The 20,509-nt window shown below is 63.5% G+C and carries 15 protein-coding genes; 13 read left to right on the forward strand and 2 right to left on the reverse strand.

The window, feature by feature from the left end:
* The first annotated feature begins 44 nt into the window (after nt 1-44).
* On the forward strand, nt 45-554 hold the full coding sequence (locus U873_RS0126720) for a nucleoside deaminase (protein WP_025131165.1): 510 nt from the start codon (nt 45-47) through the stop codon (nt 552-554).
* The gene (locus U873_RS0126725) at nt 551-901 is read left to right on the forward strand and encodes a hydroxyisourate hydrolase (protein WP_025131166.1); all 351 of its coding nucleotides are present in this window, start codon (nt 551-553) and stop codon (nt 899-901) included. Before U873_RS0126720 ends, U873_RS0126725 begins: the two co-directional genes overlap by 4 nt.
* 107 nt (nt 902-1,008) lie before the next feature.
* Here the strand turns inward: U873_RS0126725 and U873_RS0126730 are convergent, their stop codons facing one another.
* On the reverse strand, nt 1,009-1,410 hold the full coding sequence (locus U873_RS0126730; protein ID WP_025131167.1) for a lysozyme inhibitor LprI family protein: 402 nt from the start codon (nt 1,408-1,410) through the stop codon (nt 1,009-1,011).
* Nucleotides 1,411-1,646: 236 nt separating this feature from the next.
* On the opposite strand from U873_RS0126730, the gene U873_RS0126735 reads away from it, so the two are divergent.
* The 9 genes from U873_RS0126735 to U873_RS0126775 all read left to right on the forward strand — a co-directional run bounded on the left by U873_RS0126735 (nt 1,647) and on the right by U873_RS0126775 (nt 17,409).
* Nucleotides 1,647-2,624, forward strand: a complete 978-nt coding sequence (locus U873_RS0126735) for a dipeptidase (protein WP_025131168.1) — start codon at nt 1,647-1,649, stop codon at nt 2,622-2,624.
* A gap of 211 nt (nt 2,625-2,835) precedes the next feature.
* Nucleotides 2,836-3,366, forward strand: coding sequence for a DUF5943 domain-containing protein (locus U873_RS0126740; RefSeq protein WP_025131169.1), 531 nt, complete (start codon nt 2,836-2,838; stop codon nt 3,364-3,366).
* Nucleotides 3,367-3,381: 15 nt separating this feature from the next.
* A complete protein-coding gene (dgcA, locus tag U873_RS0126745) occupies nt 3,382-5,442 on the forward strand; it encodes a dimethylglycine demethylation protein DgcA (RefSeq protein WP_025131170.1) in 2,061 nt (686 codons plus the stop codon).
* Between the two features lie 113 nt (nt 5,443-5,555).
* Nucleotides 5,556-7,520 (forward strand): dimethylglycine demethylation protein DgcB, encoded by a 1,965-nt coding sequence (dgcB, locus tag U873_RS0126750; protein WP_025131171.1) that lies wholly within the window; start codon nt 5,556-5,558, stop codon nt 7,518-7,520.
* On the forward strand, nt 7,520-8,740 hold the full coding sequence (locus U873_RS0126755) for an electron transfer flavoprotein subunit alpha/FixB family protein (RefSeq protein WP_025131172.1): 1,221 nt from the start codon (nt 7,520-7,522) through the stop codon (nt 8,738-8,740). The genes dgcB and U873_RS0126755 overlap by 1 nt, the downstream gene beginning before the upstream one ends.
* Nucleotides 8,741-8,749: 9 nt before the next feature.
* On the forward strand, nt 8,750-9,520 hold the full coding sequence (locus U873_RS0126760) for an electron transfer flavoprotein subunit beta (protein WP_025131173.1): 771 nt from the start codon (nt 8,750-8,752) through the stop codon (nt 9,518-9,520).
* Nucleotides 9,521-10,658: 1,138 nt separating this feature from the next.
* Nucleotides 10,659-14,111 carry a GMC oxidoreductase gene (locus U873_RS0126765; RefSeq protein WP_025131174.1) on the forward strand — a complete coding sequence of 1,151 codons (3,453 nt, stop codon included), beginning with the start codon at nt 10,659-10,661 and terminating at the stop codon, nt 14,109-14,111.
* A gap of 125 nt (nt 14,112-14,236) precedes the next feature.
* Nucleotides 14,237-16,105, forward strand: coding sequence for a cytochrome c (locus tag U873_RS0126770; protein WP_025131175.1), 1,869 nt, complete (start codon nt 14,237-14,239; stop codon nt 16,103-16,105).
* A 47-nt stretch (nt 16,106-16,152) separates the two neighbouring features.
* A complete protein-coding gene (locus U873_RS0126775; RefSeq protein WP_025131176.1) occupies nt 16,153-17,409 on the forward strand; it encodes a metallophosphoesterase in 1,257 nt (418 codons plus the stop codon).
* Here the strand turns inward: U873_RS0126775 and U873_RS0126780 are convergent.
* Complete coding sequence (locus tag U873_RS0126780; protein ID WP_025131177.1) at nt 17,390-18,295, reverse strand: LysR family transcriptional regulator; 906 nt, start codon at nt 18,293-18,295, stop codon at nt 17,390-17,392. The two genes, U873_RS0126775 and U873_RS0126780, sit on opposite strands and share 20 nt — an antisense overlap.
* 266 nt (nt 18,296-18,561) lie before the next feature.
* Between U873_RS0126780 and U873_RS0126790 the strand changes: the two genes are divergently transcribed.
* Nucleotides 18,562-19,797: a molybdopterin-dependent oxidoreductase gene (locus tag U873_RS0126790; protein ID WP_025131179.1), complete on the forward strand. Its 1,236-nt coding sequence runs from the start codon at nt 18,562-18,564 to the stop codon at nt 19,795-19,797.
* 14 nt (nt 19,798-19,811) lie between these two features.
* A complete protein-coding gene (locus U873_RS0126795) occupies nt 19,812-20,462 on the forward strand; it encodes a c-type cytochrome (RefSeq protein WP_025131180.1) in 651 nt (216 codons plus the stop codon).
* The last annotated feature ends 47 nt before the right edge of the window (nt 20,463-20,509 follow it).

Genomic DNA, 20,509 nt, shown 5'->3' on the forward strand with positions numbered 1-20,509 from the left:
CCGCCATTGCTGTGGCGGCTCCTGTCCATGAAAAGGAGGTCAAGATGACCCAGATTCTTTCTTCCATCCCTGCCGGCGTCACCGAACTGGACCTGCACCTGCTGCGCCAGAGCATCCTGCTCGCCGAAGAGGCCAAGGCCCGTGGCCGTCATCCGTTCGCCGCCCTGGTGGCCGATCGCGACGGCAAGGTCATCGCCAGCGCCGGCAACAACTCGATGCCCCCCGAAGGCGACCCGACCCAGCACGCCGAACTGGCGGCAGCGGCACTGGCGGCCAAGCGCCTCAGCCCCCAGGCCCTGGCCGAGTGCACCCTGTACACCAGCGCCGAGCCCTGCTGCATGTGCGCCGGGGCCATCTACTGGACCGGCATTGGCCGGGTGGTCTACGCCTTGTCCGAACATGAGCTGCTGGAGTTGACCGGCGATCACCCGGAAAACCCGACCTTTTCCCTGCCGTGCCGTGAAGTCTTCGCTCGGGGGCAGCGGCAGATCCCGGTGTTCGGGCCGATGCTGGAGAGCGAGGCTGCGCTGGCGCACAAGGGCTTCTGGAAATGAACGGCGGCCTATCCATCCATGTGGTGGACGTCGCCAGCGGCAAGGTGGCCGAAGGCATGGCGGTGCGGGTGCGGCCTGTGGGCGGCGCCTGGCTGTGCCAGGGGCGGATTGGCAGCAATGGCCTGTTGAACGAGCTGAGCGAACTGGCGGCAAGCGTTGGCCAGGGCGTCTACGAAGTGGAGCTGGAGGTGGCGGCGTTCTATCGCGAGCAAGGCCAGGGGCTGCCGTCGGTGCCCTTCCTCGAGGTGCTGGTGTACCGCTTCGGCCTGGACGACCCGCGCCAGCACTACCACTTGCCCTTCAAGCTCACCGCCTGGGGCGTCTCGTGCTTTCGCGGCGGCGCCTGAACCCCCGGAGCCCGTAGGAGCGAGCTTGCTCGCGAAGCTCTTCCCGTCGCGACAGGGATTTGCGCCGGAGTTTCTTCGCGGGCCAGCCCGCTCCTACCGGGGGCGGGTCATTCCTGGGCGATGGACTCGATGAACTCCGAGCGTTCGTCGCTCATCCGCGCCAGGCAGTCATTGGTGGCGATGCTGTAGGCCTTGGTGCCGGGCTTGGCCGGGAAGGATTCCAGCGCGCAGTCGGCATCGCGCTGTTTCTGCCACAGCTGCTGGGCGTTCTTGACCTTGGCGCTGATGTCGCTCAGTTGCGCCTTGTCGTTGCCGTACAAGGTACCGAGGCGTTCCAGCAGACTCTGCACGTTGTCGCCCAGCAATTGCTCGGCGGTGGTCCGGTTGTAGGTCGCGCATTCCAGGGTCTGCACGTCGTTTTCCACACCGTCGCAGGGCGTGTTGTCGGCCTCTTCGGCCGCCTGTACGCCGGTCGCCATCAGTACCAAGGCCAGGAAGATCGGTTTCATTGCATCACTGCCCCTAATCCGGTGAAGCATCCACTAAAGGCGCGAATTCTGGCGCAAGCCCCGGGCAAAGAACAGAGGCCACCCATGCCCTCCGTCCGGCCCTTTGTCAGTGCTTGACGCTTTCGGCAATTCCCCTGTCGTTTTTGCACCGAGGCGCCCCGGCCCTCAGGCATATGCTGGCCCCAAAGCGCCGGCAGACGATTCGGCGCAGGAATCGCCAATAAGGGGACAGCCTGATGAGCCCAGCCGAATTACACGCCGACAGCATCGTTATCGACGGGCTGATCATTGCCAAGTGGAACCGCGAGCTGTTCGAGGACATGCGCAAGGGCGGCCTGACCGCGGCCAACTGCACCGTGTCGGTGTGGGAAGGCTTCCAGGCCACCGTCAACAACATCGCCTCCAGCCAGAAGCTGATCCGTGAAAACAGCGACCTGGTGATGCCGGTGCGCACCACTTCGGACATCCGCAAGGCCAAGGAACTGGGCAAGACCGGCATCCTCTTCGGCTTCCAGAATGCCCATGCCTTCGAAGACCAGATCGGCTACGTCGAGGTGTTCAAGCAGCTGGGCGTGGGCATCGTGCAGATGTGCTACAACACCCAGAATCTGGTGGGCACCGGCTGCTACGAACGTGATGGCGGGCTCTCCGGGTTCGGTCGTGAGATCGTCGCCGAGATGAACCGCGTCGGGGTCATGTGCGACCTGTCCCACGTCGGCTCCAAGACCAGCGAGGAAGTGATCCTCGAATCCAAGAAGCCGGTCTGCTATTCCCACTGCCTGCCCTCGGGGCTCAAGGAGCACCCGCGCAACAAGTCCGATGCCGAACTGAAGTTCATCGCCGACCACGGCGGTTTTGTCGGCGTGACCATGTTTGCGCCGTTCCTGGCCAAGGGCATCGACTCGACCATCGACGACTACGCCGAAGCCATCGAATACACCATGAACATCGTCGGTGAAGACTCGATCGGCATTGGCACCGACTTCACCCAGGGCCACGGCCAGGACTTCTTCGAATACCTGACCCACGACAAGGGCTATGCCCGGCGCCTGACCAACTTCGGCAAGATCATCAACCCGCTGGGCATCCGCACCGTGGGCGAGTTCCCCAACCTCACCGAGACCCTGCTCAAACGCGGCCACAGCGAGCGCGTGGTGCGCAAGATCATGGGCGAGAACTGGGTCAACGTCCTGAAGGACGTCTGGGGCGAGTGAATGCCTCCGGAGCCTACTGCGCTCGTCGATAGCTGCGTCAGGTCCTCACGCCAAGCTCGCCGTACGTTCCGTACTGTCTCGCTTGTCGTTCCGGTCCTTCCTTGCTCTCGACGTCCTCGCTACGGCTCCACAGGCATTCACAGAGCTTTTTTATGAATGCAAAGCCAAGGCTTTGCTAAGCCAAAAACGAATTATCTGGAGTCACGTTTCCATGGCCAAGATCGCCCCGCAATTGCCTATCGAAGTCGACAGCGAAACCGGTGTCTGGACCTCCGACGCCCTGCCGATGCTCTACGTGCCACGGCATTTTTTCGTCAACAACCACATGGGCATCGAAGAAGTGCTGGGCAGCGACGCCTACGCCGAGATTCTCTACAAGGCCGGCTACAAGTCCGCCTGGCACTGGTGCGAGAAAGAAGCCGAATGCCACGGCCTGGAAGGCGTGGCGGTGTTCGAACACTACATGAAGCGCCTGTCCCAGCGCGGCTGGGGGCTGTTCAAGATCCAGGACATCGACCTGGATAAAGGCACTGCCAGCGTCAAGCTCGAGCATTCGGCGTTCGTCTACGTCTACGGCAAGGTCGGGCGCAAGGTCGACTACATGTTCACCGGCTGGTTCGCCGGCGCCATGGATCAGATCCTGGCCGCCCGTGGCAGCAAGATCCGCACCTTGGCCGAGCAGCTTTACGGTGGTTCCGAAGAAGGTCACGAAGATGGCCTGTTCGTCGTCAAACCGTTGTAAGCGGAGTTAAGAAAAATGGCTTTCGAAGCGATGTTCCAGCCGATCCAGATCGGCAAACTGACCATCCGCAACCGTGTCCTGAGTACTGCCCACGCCGAGGTCTACGCCACTGATGGTGGCATGACCACCGAGCGCTACGTGAAGTACTACGAGGAGAAGGCCAAGGGCGGCATCGGCCTGGCCATTTGTGGTGGCTCCTCGGTGGTGGCCATCGACAGCCCCCAGGAATGGTGGAGCTCGGTGAACCTGTCCACCGACCGGATCATCCCGCACTTCCAGAACCTGGCCGACGCCATGCACAAGCATGGCGCCAAGATCATGATCCAGATTACCCACATGGGCCGGCGCTCGCGCTGGGACGGTTTCAACTGGCCGACCCTGATGTCGCCGTCCGGGGTGCGCGAGCCGGTGCACCGTGCTACCTGCAAGACCATCGAGCCGGAAGAGATCTGGCGGGTGATCGGCAACTACGCCCAGGCCGCGCGCCGGGCCAAGGCCGGGGGCCTGGACGGGGTCGAGCTGTCGGCGGTGCACCAGCACATGATCGACCAGTTCTGGAGCCCGCGGGTCAACAAGCGCACCGACGAATGGGGCGGTACCTTCGAGAAACGCATGCGCTTCGGCCTGGAAGTGCTCAAGGCGGTGCGCGCTGAAGTGGGCGACGATTTCTGCGTGGGCATGCGCCTGTGCGGCGACGAGTTCCACCCGGACGGCCTGTCCCACGAGGACATGAAGCAGATCGCCAAGTACTACGACGACACCGGCATGCTGGACTTCATCGGCGTGGTGGGCTCGGGCTGCGACACCCACAACACCCTGGCCAACGTGATCCCCAACATGAGCTTCCCGCCGGAGCCGTTCCTGCACCTGGCGGCGGGCATCAAGGAAGTGGTCAAGGTGCCGGTGCTGCACGCACAGAACATCAAGGACCCGAACCAGGCCACGCGGATTCTCGAAGGCGGCTACGTCGACATGGTGGGCATGACTCGCGCCCACATGGCCGACCCGCACCTGATCGCCAAGATCAAGATGGGCCAGATCGACCAGATCAAGCAGTGTGTCGGCGCCAACTACTGCATCGACCGCCAGTACCAGGGCCTGGATGTGCTGTGCATCCAGAACGCCGCCACCTCCCGTGAATACATGGGGGTGCCGCACATCATCGAGAAAACCACCGGGATCAAGCGCAAGGTGGTGGTGGTCGGTGCCGGCCCGGCCGGCATGGAAGCGGCCCGCGTGGCTGCCGAGCGCGGCCACGACGTGACCCTGTTCGAGAAAAAGGAGGCCATCGGCGGGCAGATCACCACCGCCTCCAAGGCCCCGCAACGGGATCAGATCGCCGGCATCACCCGCTGGTACCAGCTGGAGCTGGCGCGGCTGAAAGTCGACTTGCGCCTGGGCACCGCGGCGGACACCGCGACCATCCTCGACCTGCGCCCCGACGTGGTGGTGCTGGCGGTGGGCGGCCATCCGTTCATCGAGCAGAACGAACACTGGGGCGCTGCTGAAGGGCTGGTGGTCAGCAGCTGGGACATCCTTGACGGCAAGGTGGCGCCGGGCAAGAACGTGCTGGTCTACGACACCATCTGCGAATTCACCGGCATGTCGGTCACCGACTATATCGCCGACAAGGGCGCACAAGTGGAGATCGTCACCGACGACATCAAACCCGGCATCGCCGTGGGCGGCACCTCGTTCCCTACCTACTACCGCAGTCTGTACCCCAAGGAAGTGATCATGACCGGGGACCTGACCCTGGAGAAGGTCTACCGCGAAGGCGACAAGCTGGTGGCGGTGCTGGAGAACGAATACACCGGCGCCCGCGAAGAGCGAGTGGTGGACCAGGTGGTGGTGGAGAACGGCGTGCGTCCCGACGAAGAGCTGTATTACGGGCTCAAGGAAGGTTCGCGCAACAAGGGCCAGATGGACGTCGAGGCGCTGTTCGCGATCAAGCCGCAGCCGTGCCTGAGCGAGAGCGGGGAGGGCTACCTGTTGTTCCGCATTGGCGACTGCGTATCCCAGCGCAACACCCATGCCGCGATCTACGACGCACTGCGCCTGTGCAAGGATTTCTAAGCCACTTCCTGTAGGAGCCGGCTTGCCGGCGATCGGCACTGGCGAGATACCGCGTCCTGCCTGATCGCTGGCAAGCCAGCTCCTACAAGGCCCAGGTCTTTGGGAGCTCCACCATGTTGAACACCCTTCTTCCCATTCTGTTGTTTGCCGCCGTCGGCCTTGCGGTCCTCGGCGCGCTGCGACGCGTGGCCATGTGGCGCCGGGGGCGAGCCTCCAAGGTCGATCTGCTCGGCGGGCTGCTGGCCATGCCCAAGCGCTACATGGTGGATCTGCACCATGTGGTGGCCCGGGACAAATACATGGCCAACACCCACGTCGCCACCGCGGGCGGTTTTGTCCTGGCTGCGGTGCTGGCGATCCTGGTGCATGGCTTTGGCCTGCATAACCGCATCCTCGGCTACGCCCTGCTGCTGGCCACCACGCTGATGTTCGTCGGCGCGCTGTTCGTCGCCAAGCGCCGGCGCAACCCACCGGCGCGCCTGTCCAAGGGGCCGTGGATGCGCCTGCCGAAAAGCCTGCTGGCGTTCTCGGTGAGTTTCTTCCTGGTGACCTTGCCGGTGGCTGGCATCCTTCCGGAAAACTTCGGCGGCTGGCTGCTGGCGGCGATTCTGGCGGTCGGGGTGCTGTGGGGCGTGTCCGAGCTGTTTTTCGGCATGACCTGGGGCGGGCCGATGAAGCACGCCTTCGCCGGCGCCTTGCACCTGGCCTGGCACCGTCGCGCCGAACGTTTTGGTGGCGGTCGCTCCACGGGTCTCAAGCCCCTGGACCTGGCAGACCCGTCCGCTCCGCTGGGGGTGGAAAAGCCCAAGGATTTCACCTGGAACCAACTGCTGGGCTTCGACGCCTGCGTGCAGTGCGGCAAATGCGAGGCCGTGTGCCCGGCCTTCGCCGCCGGCCAGCCGTTGAACCCGAAGAAACTGATCCAGGACATGGTGGTGGGCCTGGCCGGAGGCACCGACGCCCAGTTCGCTGGCAGCCCGTACCCATCCCTTGACGGCAGTGGCAAAGCCATTGGCGAACATGGCGGCAACCCGCACCAGCCCATCGTCAACGGCCTGGTGGACGCCGAGACCCTGTGGTCCTGCACCACCTGCCGGGCCTGCGTCGAGGAATGCCCGATGATGATCGAGCACGTCGACGCCATCGTCGACATGCGTCGCCACCTGACCCTGGAAAAGGGTGCCACCCCGAACAAGGGCGCCGAGGTCCTGGAAAACCTCATCGCCACCGACAACCCCGGCGGTTTCAACCCGGGTGGGCGGATGAACTGGGCGGCGGACCTGAACCTGTCCCTGCTCAGTGAAAAACAAACCACCGATGTGCTGTTCTGGGTCGGCGACGGCGCCTTCGACATGCGCAACCAACGGACCCTGCGGGCCTTCGTCAAGGTGCTGAAGGCGGCCAAGGTGGACTTCGCCGTGCTCGGCCTGGAAGAACGCGACAGCGGCGACGTGGCCCGGCGCCTGGGGGATGAAGCAACCTTCCAGCTATTGGCCAAGCGCAATATCCAGACCCTGGCCAAGTACCGCTTCCAGCGCATCGTCACCTGCGATCCCCACAGTTTCCATGTGCTGAAAAATGAATACGGCGCCTTCGACGGCAACTACCTGGTGCAGCACCACAGCACCTATCTGGCCGAGCTGATCGGCGCTGGCGCATTGAATCTTGGTCAGCACAAGGGCAGCAGCGTGACCTATCACGATCCTTGCTACCTGGGTCGCTACAACGGCGAGTACCAGGCCCCGCGGGACGTACTGCGGGCCCTGGGTATCGAGATCAAGGAAATGCAGCGCTCGGGCTTCCGTTCCCGTTGCTGTGGCGGTGGCGGCGGGGCGCCGATCACCGACATTCCCGGCAAGCAGCGCATACCCGACATGCGCATGGAAGACATCCGCGAGACCGGCGCCGAGCTGGTGGCCGTGGGTTGTCCACAGTGCACGGCGATGCTCGAAGGGGTGGTGGAGCCGCGGCCGATGATCAAGGACATCGCCGAACTGGTGGCCGATGCCTTGCTTGAAGATGCCGCCCCGAGCAAAGCGCCGGCCTCGGTGAAACCCGAACCTGCGGAGGTGCACTGATGAGCGACATTATCCGCCGTGATCCCCGGGCCGAGTGGATCGCCCGCAACCGCCTGCACCCGCTGCATGCGGCCATGCAGCCGGCGCAACACAGCTGGATGGGGCCCAATGGCCTGATTCGCAAGAACCCCCACGGCATCGGTTTTATCGGGCCCAACGGCCTCAAGCGCATCGACCGCAGTGGCGCCCAGCAGGGTGGCAGTGCCAAACGCACGGCAGCGGCCGAGGTGCAGTTGCCGTTGCATCAGGTGCCGCAGCCGGCGTTCTACATCAGCGTGGTGCCGGACATGGTCGGTGGTCGCCTGAGCAGCCACGACCGCGACCTGTTGGGCCTGGCCCATCAACTGGCAGGCCAGGACGGTGCGGTGCTGGCTGTGGTGTTTGGCGAGCACAAGGAGTCGGCCTTTGCCACGGCGGGTGTCGACCGCCTGTTGGTGCTGGTGGGCGACGAGTTTGAAGGTTATGCACCGGAGCAGCGAGTGCAGGGCTTGCGGGCTGTGGATAACCAGTTCAGCCCGCGTCACTGGCTGCTGCCTGACAGCCGCACCGGTGGTGGCGAACTGGGTCGGCGCTTTGCCGCGGCCCTGGGCGAACGCCCGGCGACCCGGGTCTGGCAGGTCAAGGACGGGCAGTGCATCGGCCGTGCCGGTGCCGGCCTGCAGGATCTGGCACAGCCGGTGGCACGCTTGATCCTGGCCGCGGCCGAATGCGCCGAGCCGGTCAGCGAAACCCGCCACGAAGCCTTGCCCGTGGAGTTATCCACAAGCGTGGCCCGCAGCCTGGCGCGGATCGAGGACCTGGGCGCGGTGGCGGTGGACCCGGCGGCGATTCCCATGGCCGAGGCCGAGTTCATCTTTTCCGGGGGCAACGGGGTCAAGGACTGGCCACTGTTCCACCAGACCGCCGCGGCCCTGGGGGCCACCGAAGGCGCTTCGCGGGTGGCGGTGGACGACGGCTTCATGGCCCGTGACCGGCAAGTGGGGGCCAGTGGTATCTGGGTCACCGCGCGGGTCTACGTGGCCGTGGGGATTTCCGGGGCGATCCAGCACCTGCAGGGCATCGGTGCCTGCGACAAGGTGGTGGCGATCAACCTCGACCCGGGCTGCGACATGATCAAAAGAGCCGACCTGTCGGTGATCGGCGACAGCGCCGAGATTCTTCGAGCCTTGATCGCGGCGGTACAGCTCTACCGCAACGGCGCCAAGCGCGATGCGGCTTAAGGGGACGTTATGAACAGCAATGTGATCAGCCTGGTATCGATTGGCGCGCACCCGACCTCGGGCCGTCCACGGCGCGCCGAACAGGATGCCCGGGCGGTAGAGCTGGGCCTGCAACTGGCCGGTGGGCAACTGCAGGTGCTGCATGCCGGCGACGTCGCCGAACCGGCCCTACGCGCCTACCTGGGCATGGGCCTGGAGCAGTTGCATGTATTGGAGCAACCGGCGGGCGCCGACGCCCTGCCGGCCCTGACCCAGTACCTGCGGCACGCCGGGGCGCAGGTGGTGCTCACCGGCAGCCAGGCGGAAACCGGCGAGGGCTCGGGCATGCTGCCGTTCCTGCTGGCAGAGAACCTGGGCTGGCCGCTGGTGGTGGGGCTGGCCGAGGTCGAATCCCTGGCCGATGGCGTGGCCCATGTGCTGCAAGCCTTGCCCCGGGGCCAGCGGCGCCGGCTCAAGGTGCGCCTGCCGTTCCTCGCCACTGTGGATAACGCCGCGCCGAAACCGCGCCAGAGCGCCTATGGCCCGGCGTGCCGTGGTTTGTTGCAGGCCGATCAGGTTGTGGTGGTGGAGGACCAGTTACTCACAGCCTGCAGCCTGCAACCGGCCAAACCCCGGCCCAAGCGCCTGAAAGTGATCAAGGCCAAGAGCGGCGCGGATCGCATGAAGGCCGCCACCGCCAAGGCCAGCGGCGGCACCGGCCAGGTGCTCAAGGGCGCCAGCCCGGAGGCCGGCGCCGAAGCCATTCTCAAATTGCTCATCGAAGAAGGCGTCGTACGCTGAACCCAGGTTCATGCAAAAACCTCAAGCCGTGCCCCTAGCGTAGGAGCCGGCTTGCCGGCGAGGGGGCCGTTAGGGTTTTGCACACCTCTGGGCAGCGCCGTTCGCTGGCAAGCCCGCTGCTGCCAGAGTCGCGATCGGGTTACTCACAATCCCTGTGTGCGTACCTGTGGATAAGGTGTTCGCGCCTTGCTCAAGCCCATGTGGAACAAGCCCTGTAGCCAGCTGTACGAAATTTGAACAGCCTAAGCTGCCGATTTTTATGGCTTTTTTCCCAGGGTAGAGAAATAGCCGAAAAGACTTTTGCACAGCACTTGCCCCCAAAGTCTGTTGGCGCTTCTGTGGATAAGATGTTCGCTTACCGCTGCAGGCCCCGCAAAACCTGGCTTTGAATGGTTTGATCAAAAAACACCCAACTATGCTGTTCTGGCTCGATTATTCGGGTAAAGCCTCGATATTTCGCGGCTTGCAGGGGTTTTCCACAGTCGCTGCTGCCCCAGGCCCCAGTTGCCCCCAAAGTCTGTTGGCCGTTCTGTGGATAAGGTGTTCGCCTTCCGCTACAGGCCTTTTAATACGGCTGTTCCAGAGCTTTGTTCAATAATTGATCAATTGCGGGAAAAACGGCAGTTTGCCCATAAGTCACGGATTTTCTTGCCATTGCCCACTGAAATATCCCCAACGCCTGGGCACTTGCCCACAGTTGCTGTGGGTCAAGCTGTGGACAAGATGTTTGCGCAAGGCTGCAGCCCGCGTAATCCATAGCGTGTACGGCAATAGATCAAATTTCATACAGTTCTAATGGCTTTCTTGACAGTGCCAGGTGGCCTGTCTTCACTGATGGCACAAGGACTTAGCAGCTACTTATCCACATTCGGTTCAGGGAGCGCAGGCAATGGATTGTCGTTTATCGCAGGCTTCCCCGATCCGGATTTCCCTACCTCGACGTACCCGGCGTCGCGCCGCCAACCAGCGCGCTCGTCTATAGCCCTGCCCGCGAGCCATCGGCTCCGACGCCATCACTGATCCCCCTGTTTGTGTTTCTGGCGCCAAGGCCTGCCTGTCCGGCTGCCTGCTGCGCGCTCGGCTTCACCCATTAGAGGCGACCCCAGAGTTGCCCCATCTGCCTGAGAGGAACTTTGTCATGACTCGGATCGCGACCCCCATCAGCGAGATCCAGGAACGCTACGACGTGATCGTCATCGGCTCCGGCTATGGCGGCGGCATTGCCGCTTCCCGTCTGTCCCGGGCCGGGCGCCGCGTCTGTCTGCTGGAGCGAGGGCGCGAGATCCAGCCCGGCGAGTACCCCAACACCCTGGCCACCGCCACCGAGGAGTTGCAGGTGCACGATCCCGACGGCCACATCGGTTCGCGCACCGGGCTATTCGACCTGCACGTCAATGCCCAGCAGAACGTGGTGGTCGGCTGCGGCCTGGGGGGCACTTCGCTGATCAACGCCAACGTCGCCCTGGAGCCCGAGCCCGGGGTGTTCGACGATCCGCGCTGGCCGCGGGCGGTACGCGAGCACCGCGATACCCTGCTCAAGGAGGGCTATGCCCGGGCCCGGGAGATGCTCAAGCCCAATCCCTATCCCGATTCGGCGCCGACCCTGCCCAAGCTCAAGGCCAACCAGAAGTCCGCGGAGTTCCTCAAGCAGGGCACGCATTTCTACAAGCCGCCGATCAACGTGACCTTCGCCAAGCTGCCCAACAACCTCAACCACGTCGGGGTCGAACAGTTGCCCTGCAACCACTGCGGCGACTGCGTCTCGGGCTGTAACAACAAGGCCAAGAACACCACCCTGATGAACTACCTGCCGGATGCCTGCAACCATGGCGCCGAGATCTTCTGCCAGGCCCAGGTGCGCTACCTGGAGCGTGACGGCGATGGCTGGATCGTGCACTTCCAGTACCTGGACAGCGGTCGCGAGAAGTTCTCGGCACCGACCCTGTTCGTCAAGGCCGACATCGTCGTGCTCAGTGCCGGCACCCTGGGCTCCACGGAAATCCTCCTGCGCTCCAAGGCCAAGGGCCTGTCCACCTCGGACCAGCTGGGCGAGCACATGAGCGGCAACGGCGACATCCTCGGCTTCGGCCACAACTGTGAGCAGACCATCAACGGCATCGGTTTCGGCACCCACCCGGCCAGTGAGATGGAGCCGGTGGGACCGTGCATCACCTCGATCATCGACATGCGTACCCAGGGCGACTGGCGCAGCCGCATGGTCATTGAGGAAGGCTCGATCCCCGGCGCCCTGGGCCGGGCCATGGTACCGAGCATGGCGCTGTTCGCCGGGACCCTGGGCAAGGCCACCGACGACAGCCTCAGTGGCAAGCTGGGGTACAAGGAACGCGAGGCCGAAAGCTTCCTGCGCGGGCCCTACCACGGTGCGCTGCACAACATGCAGACCTACCTGATCATGAGTCATGACAATGGTCGCGGTCGCATGCTGCTGGACGCCAAGGATCAGCTGCGCATCGACTGGCCGGGGGTTGGCCAGCAACCCAACGTGATTCTTGGCAACGAGCGCCTGTACCAGAGCACCAAGGCGCTGGGCGGAGTCTGGGTGGAGAACCCGATCTGGACCAAGCTGCTCAAGCACAGCATCGTCTCGGTGCACCCGTTGGGCGGCTGTGTGATGGGTGAAGATGCCGGCCAGGGCGTGGTCAACCACAAGGGCCAGGTGTTCAGCGGCGTCAGCGGCAACCAGGTCTATCCCGGGCTGTATGTGGCGGACGGCGCGGTGATTCCCACCTCGCTGGCGGTCAATCCGTTGCTGACCATTTCAGCGGTCAGCGAGCGCAACATGCGCCTGCTGGCAGAGGATCGCGGCTGGAAGATCGACTACAGCCTGCCCTCGGCCCCGAGCAAGGCGGTGGCGGCGCCGACCCTGGGGGTACAGTTCACCGAAACCATGAAGGGCTATTTCTCCAACGCCTTCACCCAGCCCCAGGGCACCGACCTGGCGCTCTATGAGGCGGCGGCCAAGCGCGGCGAGGCGCAGAACTCGCCTATCGAATTCACCCTGACCATCACGGCCAACGACCTCAATCGGATGATCAAGGAGCCCGAGCACGCCGCGACCCTGGTGGGCACCCTGGAGGCTCCGGCGCTGTCGGCACAACCCCTGGTGGCCAGCCACGGGGTGTTCAACCTGTTCGAGGAGTTCCAGCAGCAGGTGGGCGTGCGCCACATGAACTACGACATGCGCCTGAGTGCCGAGGACGGCAACGAGTACTATTTCAGCGCCTTCAAGACCGTGCCCGAAGACCACGGGGTACTGAATATCTGGCCCGATACCAGCACCCTCTACGTGACCCTGTACCGCGGCCAGGACAAGAGCGGCCCGGTGCTGGGCTCCGGGGTGATGCACATTCTGCCGGCGGACTTCGCCAAGCAGATGACCACCATGAAGGTGCTCAACGCCCGCAACGAGCGTGAGCGCATCGAGGCCCTGGCGCGTTTTGGCAAGTTCTTCGCCGGGATTCTCTGGGAGAGCTACGGCGGCGTGTTCGCCGGGGACATCTACTTCAACCCCGACGCGCCGCCACGGATCAAGCGGCCCCTGGATGCGCCGGTGCCGACGGTGCAGTTCTTCGAGACCGAAGACCGGGTGCAGCTGCGCCTGACCCGCTACCAGGCCGGCAGCAAAGGCCCGGTGATGTTGGTCCATGGCCTGGGGGTGGGCTCCAACATCTTCTCCACCGACACCATCCAGACCAACCTGCTGGAGTACCTGTGCAAGCACGATTATGACGTCTGGCTTCTGGATTTCCGGGTCAGCATCCTGCTGCCGGCGAGCAAGCAGGAGTGCAATGGCGACCAGATCGCCGCCTATGACTTCAAGGCCGCCATCGGCCAGATCAAGCAAGCCACCGGCGCCCGGGACGTGCAATGCGTGGTGCATTGCTATGGCGCCACGACTTTCTTCATGTCGTTGCTGGCGGGCCTGCAGGACGTGCGTTCGGTAGTCTGCTCGCAGATTGCCGCCGACACCGTGGTGGCCACCGCTACCGGGATCAAGGCCGGCCTGCACCTGCCGGGAGTGCTCGACGCCATTGGCATCAAGTCCCTGACCGCCTATGCCGACAGCAAGGAAAGCTGGTTCAACAAGCTCTACGACACGGCCCTCAACGGCTATGCCCGGCTTGAGGCCCAGGGCTATTGCACCAACCCGGTGTGCCACCGCATCACCTTCATGTACGCCTCGCTGTACCGCCACGACACCCTCAACCAGAGCCTGCACGACAACCTGCACGAGCTGTTCGGCGCCTCCAATATCGAGACCTTCGAGCACCTGGCGCTGATCTGTCGCAAGGGGCACCTGGTGGACTTCAAGGGGCGTGACGTCTACATGCCGCATTTCGACCGGCTGAAGTTGCCGATCTGCTTTATCAGCGGCGCCGACAACCAGTGCTACCTGCCGCAAAGCACCCTGAAAACCTATGAACGTCTGTGCCAACTCCATGGCCCCGAGTTGTTCAGCCGCCACGTGGTGCCAGGTTACGGGCATATCGACTGCATTTTCGGCAAGAACGCCGTGGTGGATGTGTACCCGCTGATGCTGGCGCACCTGGAGAAGACCGCCCAGGGCTGACGACGGCCGGCTCGCGGCCTGCGGCGCGCCCGTACCGCAGCCGGGCTTGGCGATAGGTACCGCAGGGCAGGCTCCGGGAGCCTGCCCTGTGGCAGCGGCTACACATGGATGCAGGGAAGGCTCAGATGAACGCTTATATCCGCTGGTTCCAACGCTTTATCTGGATGGGCATCGCCATGAACATGGTGTTCGCCCTGCCGGCGCTGTTTGCCCCGGCATTGCTGACCGCGGTGGTCGGCCTGCCGCCGGTGCTGTCCGATCCCTGGCTGGAAAACGCCGGCATGCTGCTGGTGGGCATCAGCCTGTTCTACATGCCTTCGGGCTGCAACGCGCCACGCTTCGTGGTGCATTCCTGGCTGTGCGTACTGTCGCGGCTGATAGCCGTGGCGTTCTGGATCTACCTGATCGACACCAGCAACCAGGCCACGGTGTTCGTGCCCATGCTGATGGGCGACCTCAGCATGTTCCTGATCCTCGGCATCCTCCTGTACCTGGGCAGCGCCCCGGCCAACCGGCCCTGGGCCTTGCTCTGTGCCGGGCTGCACGACTGGCGCCAGTACTGGGCCGCGTGCTGGAAGCGCCACAGCTTTCGCGTGGGCAGCCTGGTCCTGCTGCTGGTCCTGGGGGTGGTCGGCTATGCCACCTGGGTCAACATGATTCGCGAGGTGCCCCAGCCGCCTGAAGCCTCCGACGAGGATCACTTCAAGTACGCCGCCATCGGCCTGGGGATAGAGGCGCGGATTCCCTACTACCTGTTTGCCGTCCTGCCGCAGATGTGCCCGGAAAAACTCCCGCGCCCCGGTGGCTACGAGGTCTTCGGCTTTCTGTATGAGAATGGCCGGGACCTGCCGGTGGGCATGGCCAAGCGTCAGTTGGGCTACCCCACGGTGGAGCCCAACTGCGCTCTGTGCCACACCGGTGCCTACCGCGTCAGTGCCAGCGATGTATCCCAGGTGGTGCCCACCGCTCCGGCCAACCTGATGCAGCTCCAGGCCTTCCAGTGGTTCGCCTACGATTGCGCCAGCGATCCGAAATTCACCGTGGACGCGGTGATGAACGCGATCAACGCCAAGTTCCAGCTGGGCTTTGTCGAGCGCCTGTACAACCGCTACCTGATCATCCCCATGGCCAAGAGCGCGCTGCTCAAGCAGAAGCAGGCCTATGCCTGGCAGAAGCTGCGGCCGCAGCAGGGCCCGGGGCGCACCGACACCTTCAACCCGACCAAGATGGTGGTGTTCGGCTTCCCCGACGATTCCACCATCGGCACCGTGGACCTGCCGCAGATCTGGAACCAGAAGCCCCGGGAATCGATGTACCTGCACTGGGACGGCAACAACAACCAGATCCGCGAGCGCAACTACGCCGCGGCAATGGCGGTGGGCGCGACCCCGGAATCGGTGCTGCCCCAGAGCTTCAATCGGGTCACCAACTGGCTGCTGGGGCACCAGCCACCGGCCTGGCCGTTCGCCATCGATCAGGCCAAGGCCGCCCAGGGCAAGCCGCTGTGGGAGGCCAACTGCGCCGGCTGCCATGACTTCGGCAAGGCCGATACCGGCCAGGTCACCACCAATATCCAGGCACTGGGCACCGACCCCCATCGTCTGGACTCCTTCACCAGCGGCCTGGTGCAAGCCTTCCACGGGTTCAAGAAGCCGCCTTTCGACTTCGGCGCCTACCGCAAGACCCAGAGCTACAGCAACACCCCCACCGACGGTGTCTGGCTGCGCGCGCCCTACCTGCACAACGGCTCGGTGCCGAGCCTCTGGGACCTGTTGCAGGCACCGGAGCTCAGGCCCCAGGTGTTCTACACCGGCTCGGATGTGTATGACCCGCAGAAGGTCGGCTTCATCACCAGTGGCGCGGCGCTACAGGGGCCGGGCCACTTCAAGTACGACACCCACCTGGAGGGCAACAGCAACAGCGGCCATGTGTACGGCACGCAGCTCTCCGACCTGCAGAAATGGCAGTTGATCGAATACATGAAGACCCTGTGACGCCCGTTCGGCGCCTGTGCAAAGGGACCATCAAGAGGGATGCCAGCATGTCATTTGTGAGCAATCTGGAACATGAATACGAACAGGTGAAAGCCCGGGTCGACGGCTTGCTGGCCAGGCTCGACCTGGCCTGGAAAAAACTCCGCAGCCAGCTTGAGCCGCAGGAGCTGCAGGCAATCGTGCAACTGCTGCAGCGCGCCCATGACCAGGCGCAGTACGCCCTCATTCACGGCGACTTGCCCCCCGGGCAGGCGCCGGTGCCCTGGGAGCTGGCCCACGGTCTGTCGGTGCTGCACCTGGGGAACGCCTCGCCCTTGCCGCAAACGGTGGACGAATTGAAGACCCAGGTGATGAAGGACGGCACCCTGCTGGGCTGTCGCCAATGGGAGCTGCTGGACCTGCGCTGGAGCGAGGCCCTGCTCAACTGGATCGAGAACCTGCGCAAGCATGCGCCCTTCGGCACCACGCCGGCGCTGATCGAGATGGCCGACAACGTGCTGCTGGACATGGCCGGAGACTGGGGCACCGGGTATTTCCAGCCCGATTCGGCAGCGCAGCGGGTGGCGGACCTGATCACCCAGGACAAGCCGGATTTCACCATCCACCTGGGCGATGTGTATTACGCCGGCACCGGCAGCGAAGAGAACGCAGACCTCACGGACTGGCCCATGGGCAGCCAGGCGTCATTCAGCCTCAACTCCAACCACGAGATGTACAGCGGCGCCCACGGCTACTTTGCCGAGATCCAGACGCTGTTTCCCAAGCAGCAGGGCACCAGCTACTTTGCCCTGTTCAACAGCCACTGGCTGATTGTCGGCCTGGACAGCGCCTATGCCGCCGACGAAATGAACCTGTACATGGACGGCAACCTGAACCCGCCGCAGCAGCAATGGCTCAAGGACCTGGTGGCCAGCAAGGGGCAGGGGCGCCGGATCATCGTGCTCAGCCATCACCAGGGGCTGGATATCAGCGGGCAGCAACAGACAGCGCTGTACCAGCAGGTGGTCGCGGCCCTGGGGCGGGTGCCGGACTACTGGTATTGGGGGCACCTGCACAATGGCATCTGCTACGCGCCCAGTGCCGGCATGTACGGACGCTGCATCGGTCACGGGGCGATTCCCTATGGCCCCACCAGCGAGCTCAAGGGCAACCCCCGGGTGCAGTGGTCGGAAACCTTGTCGGCCGATGACCCGAACTATCCGCTGCGGGTGCGCAACGGTTACGTGAGGGTGAAGTTGCAGGGCGAGACGATCACGGAGGACTTCATTGGCGAGAATGGTGCCACTAGCTGGCCGCTTCGTTGACGCTGGAAAAGGATTCGCAACAGGTCCAGAAACGTTCGAGGGCGGGTGAGACAAACTTTTCGCCATGACGTAGAAGATAGAAGTGCCGCCGCAACGGCGGCAGGTCACTGCTGAGGGCGATCAGTGAGCCACAGCTCAGTTGCTCCTCGACCACCCAGCGTGAAAGGCAACTGATTCCCAGGCCTGCGGCCACGCTGTGCTTGATGGCTTCGGACCCGCCCATCACCAGGGTATCCGGCAAATAGTGCAGCTGTGGCAACAGCAGGTGGTTGACCTCATCGCGCGTGCCGGAGCCGTCTTCTCGCAGCAGCCAGCGAGCCTGGCGCAGTGCCTCGAGCGACACTCGGCCCTGGTTGGCAAACGGGTGGAATGGGGCCGCTACCAGGATGAGGTCATCCTCAAGCCAGGGCTCCACCAGCAGGTGGGGTGAGCGGCATGGCCCTTCGATCAGGCCTACGTCGGCATCGAATCCCTGTACCTGATCGATCACCGTGCCGGTGTTGGCAATGTTGATGGTGACCTGGATGTTCGGATGCGTCTTCTGGAACGAGGCCAGCAACCGTGGCAACACGTAATTGCCGATGGTGCTGCTGGCCGCCACCGCGAGGTTGGCCGGCATGCTGGCTGCGTTGCCAAACTGCTGTTGTAGCTGCTGCACGTCATCCAGCAGGCGCAGCGCCTGTGGCAGCAGGGCACGGCCTGTTTCGTTGAGGTGCAGGCGCTTGCCTACGCGTTCGAACAGCCGGCTGCCAAGCTGCGCTTCCAGTTCGTTGAGGGCGGCGCTGGTCGCCGACTGTGACAGTGAAATGGATTCGGCAGCGGTGGTCGTGCTGCCTGTACGGGCGACCGCACAGAATATGTGTAGCTGACGGAAACTGAAGGCCATGGTCTTTACCTGTTTTTCAGGTATTTGATAGCGAAATTATCCGTTTAACAAATTTACTTGGTCGTCTTAAGGTTTAAGCGTTATCTCACCAGAGAAACTTCCCATGCATAGCCTCGCCGTCAATCTCGGGACCGGACAGCCGGACCCTGGTTTCCCGCCTCTGTCCCTGCCTGTTGCTGAGCCTTGTCTTGGCTTCACTGGCCTTCTCCTGGCCTGCGCCCCCCTGATGCCGGCTTGAGCCGCAGTCATCCACCCGGAGAAACGTGATGAACCCTTTCGACAAACGCGGCGGCCTGGATCGTCGACACTTCCTGCAGGCCAGTGTTCTCGCGGGCCTGGGTCTGGCCACTCAACCTTTGCAAGCGTTGGCCGCAAGCCTGGAACAACAGCCTTTTGCCAATGGCGAACGGGAGTTGATCGCTTACCCGCAGAAGCGGCCGCTGATGCGCATCACCACTCGTCCACCCCACCTGGAGACCCCGTTCGAGGTGTTCAACCAGGGACTCTTGACCCCCAATGATGCGTTCTTCGTGCGCTATCACCTGGCCAACATTCCGACCCGGATTGATCCGGGTACCTATCGTCTGAAGGTGTTCGGTTGTGTACGCCAGCCGCTGGACCTGAGCCTGCAAGCACTGAAGGCACTGGGGGACCCGGTGGAGGTGGTTGCAGTGAACCAGTGCTCGGGCAACAGTCGCGGCTATTTCGAACCTCGGGTTTTTGGCGCGCAACTGGGACACGGTTCCATGGGCAACGCGCGCTGGATCGGTATGCCGTTGCGCAGGGTGCTGGAGCAGGCCGGGGTCGAGGACAACGCCGTTCAAGTAACTGTTCGCGGTCTCGACCAACCCATCCTGCCGGCAACGCCGACGGTAACCAAGGCGCTGGACATCAACCATGCACTGGCCCCGGAGCCGTTGATCGCCTGGAGCATGAATGGTGAGGATCTGCCCTTTCTCAATGGCTACCCGATCCGTCTGATCGTGCCGGGCTACTACGGTACCTACTGGATCAAGCACCTGAGTGAAATCGAGGTCATTGATCATGATTTCCAGGGGTTTTTCATGAGCAAGGCCTATCGCGTGCCCGACAACCAGAGCCTGTCTGTAGCGCCCGGTAGTGAACTGACGGCCAGCCGCCCGATCGCGGTTTTGCCGGTGCGCTCATTCGTCACCAGTGTGCACAGTGGACAGCGCCTGCCGATGGGGCAACTGCAGGTCTTGCGCGGCATTGCCTTCGACGGCGCCGGTGCCGGTATCCAGAGCGTGGAGTTTTCCGATGACAACGGCCGTACCTGGCACGCCACCCGCCTGAGTGAAAGCCTGGGGGTCTATTCGTTTCGCGAATGGCTGGCGGACTGGCGACCGCGTCAGCGCGGCATCGTCCAGCTACTGGTACGAGCACGCAACGTTCAGGGCCAGACCCAGCCAATGACACCGACCTGGAACCCCGGTGGCTATGCCCGGCACTCCGTCGAATCACTGCAACTGCAGATTATTTGAAAGGGCCTCATTCCATGAGCAGACTTCCTTGCCTCCGGGTCATCGTGCTATTGGCGGCCCTCGTTTTACTCACGGGCTTGCAGATGAGCTGGGCCGCTCCACTGAGCCTCGAACTGCCAGCGGAAACCGCGCGCTTCGAGCCGTCATCCCTGCCGGGCTATGCCATTGCCAACGCCAAATGCAGCATTTGCCATTCAGCGGACTATATCCAGTTGCAACCACCTGGCATGAGCCTGCAGCAGTGGCGCGGCGAGGTGGCCAAGATGCAGCATGCCTTTGGTGCGCCGGTCGATGATCGAGAGGGGGATGCGATTGCAGCCTACCTGGAGCAAACCTATTCGGGAGAGCCCCGCGCCAAGGTCGCGGAGCCGCCAGTGGCAAGCGTACAGGGCAGCGTCCGGCAGGACGCCATGAGCGTACTCAATGCCAACGGGTGTCTGGGGTGTCATGCCATTGATCATCAAGTGGTCGGTCCGGCCTATCAGGCAGTCGCCGAGCGTTACCGTAACGATCCCAAGGGCGAGCAGACACTCATCGAGCATATTCGAGAGGGCGGCGTAGGGCGCTGGGGAGCAATCCCGATGCCGCCTTTTTCGACCCTGAGTGAGGTGCAGCTCAAGACGCTCAGCGAGTTCATCCTCGGGCAGCCTGAGACCGCGCCTTAGTCGTACCCGCCTGGAAGACAGCTGGAAAATAGCGTTCAGGCAGCCAT

It is taken from the genome of Pseudomonas sp. PH1b, from assembly GCF_000633395.1.
Taxonomy (GTDB): Bacteria; Pseudomonadota; Gammaproteobacteria; order Pseudomonadales; family Pseudomonadaceae; genus Aquipseudomonas.

Excerpts from the sequence above, each read along its gene's own strand:
- U873_RS0126720 (WP_025131165.1), top strand. The coding sequence starts at position 45 with ATGACCCAGATTCTTTCTTCCATCCCTGCCGGCGTCACCGAACTGGAC.
- U873_RS0126725 (WP_025131166.1), top strand. The coding sequence starts at position 551 with ATGAACGGCGGCCTATCCATCCATGTGGTGGACGTCGCCAGCGGCAAG.
- U873_RS0126730 (WP_025131167.1), bottom strand. The coding sequence starts at position 1,410 with ATGAAACCGATCTTCCTGGCCTTGGTACTGATGGCGACCGGCGTACAG.
- U873_RS0126735 (WP_025131168.1), top strand. The coding sequence starts at position 1,647 with ATGAGCCCAGCCGAATTACACGCCGACAGCATCGTTATCGACGGGCTG.
- U873_RS0126740 (WP_025131169.1), top strand. The coding sequence starts at position 2,836 with ATGGCCAAGATCGCCCCGCAATTGCCTATCGAAGTCGACAGCGAAACC.
- dgcA (WP_025131170.1), top strand. The coding sequence starts at position 3,382 with ATGGCTTTCGAAGCGATGTTCCAGCCGATCCAGATCGGCAAACTGACC.
- dgcB (WP_025131171.1), top strand. The coding sequence starts at position 5,556 with ATGTTGAACACCCTTCTTCCCATTCTGTTGTTTGCCGCCGTCGGCCTT.
- U873_RS0126755 (WP_025131172.1), top strand. The coding sequence starts at position 7,520 with ATGAGCGACATTATCCGCCGTGATCCCCGGGCCGAGTGGATCGCCCGC.
- U873_RS0126760 (WP_025131173.1), top strand. The coding sequence starts at position 8,750 with ATGAACAGCAATGTGATCAGCCTGGTATCGATTGGCGCGCACCCGACC.
- U873_RS0126765 (WP_025131174.1), top strand. The coding sequence starts at position 10,659 with ATGACTCGGATCGCGACCCCCATCAGCGAGATCCAGGAACGCTACGAC.
- U873_RS0126770 (WP_025131175.1), top strand. The coding sequence starts at position 14,237 with ATGAACGCTTATATCCGCTGGTTCCAACGCTTTATCTGGATGGGCATC.
- U873_RS0126775 (WP_025131176.1), top strand. The coding sequence starts at position 16,153 with ATGTCATTTGTGAGCAATCTGGAACATGAATACGAACAGGTGAAAGCC.
- U873_RS0126780 (WP_025131177.1), bottom strand. The coding sequence starts at position 18,295 with ATGGCCTTCAGTTTCCGTCAGCTACACATATTCTGTGCGGTCGCCCGT.
- U873_RS0126790 (WP_025131179.1), top strand. The coding sequence starts at position 18,562 with ATGAACCCTTTCGACAAACGCGGCGGCCTGGATCGTCGACACTTCCTG.
- U873_RS0126795 (WP_025131180.1), top strand. The coding sequence starts at position 19,812 with ATGAGCAGACTTCCTTGCCTCCGGGTCATCGTGCTATTGGCGGCCCTC.